Source organism: Bacillus sp. JJ634 (assembly GCF_036962285.1).
GTDB classification, from domain to species: domain Bacteria; phylum Bacillota; class Bacilli; order Bacillales; family DSM-1321; genus Peribacillus; species Peribacillus asahii_A.
Window position 1 is genome coordinate 1 of the sequence record NZ_JBALMU010000224.1, and the last position, 1,030, is coordinate 1,030.

Annotated in this window: 1 protein-coding gene; it reads right to left on the reverse strand. The window is 38.1% G+C overall.

Annotated elements, in window-relative coordinates:
* Nucleotides 1–113: 113 nt before the first annotated feature.
* Entirely contained in the window at nucleotides 114–884 is a 771-nt protein-coding gene (gene fadH / locus V7068_RS22275; protein WP_499714604.1) for a 2,4-dienoyl-CoA reductase, read from the reverse strand.
* Nucleotides 885–1,030 lie beyond the last annotated feature (146 nt).

Sequence of the window (1,030 nt, forward strand, 5' to 3'; positions counted from 1 at the left end):
ATTCATGAACTCACTACAAAAAAAGACACCTTCTAGAATGAAGTTTACCCACTACATCCAAGAAAGGTATCGTTATGATTAAAAATAACACAATATTTCTAAATGTATCTATACTAATTCTTAATAATCTGATTATTTAACCATCTTCCCCCATCCATAGTAATACATTCGCCATTCATATATTCAGCTTCTGGTGATAATAAGAAGTTTGCTAGGTTAGCAATTTCTTCAGCTTTTCCAAATCGTTTTAGAGGTACAGAATCAATAGCCTCTTGATATACATTTCTCGTTTCAATCAATCTCGCTACCCCTTCTGTATTCTCAATTGGTCCCGGAGCAATGCAATTTGCTCTAATCCCGTATTTGCTGCCCCATTCTACAGCAAGTGTACGCGTCATCGATAGCACTCCTGCTTTTGCACTAGCTGAATGGATAGTGCCAGGTCCAGCCCCCCATGCATAGGTTGCTACAATATTTAGAATACTACCGGTTTGTTTATTAGCAATCCACTCTTTTCCAACTGCTTGAGAACAATACCATGTCCCATTTAATACGATATCAATAACAGATTTCCAGCCATTTATCGAAAGCTCTTCGGCAGGACAAACGAAATTTCCCGCAGCGTTATTCACAAGTGCATCTATCTTTCCAAATTGATTTTTTGTTGCAAGAATCATTGCCTGTACATGTTCAGGATCACGAACATCCATTTGAAAATCCAGTACCTGACCATTCAGTGATTTCATTTCCGCCTTTGCCTGTTTTAACCGCTCAGGATTCCGGCCAGTAATGACTACATTTGCGCCTTCTGCAGCAAATTTCATCGCCATCGCTTTACCAATACCGCTACCGCCTCCAGTTATAATGACCGTTTTCCCGTTCACAATATCTCCTCCAAAAAAATGATTTAGTAATAAATAAGAAAAATAAATAGACAGACCTTACCTACTCAATATGTTGTATATCAATTTTCCTATATACAACATATTGAGCAGGGAGGCTGTCCCATTTCACACTATCTTTTCTTAAT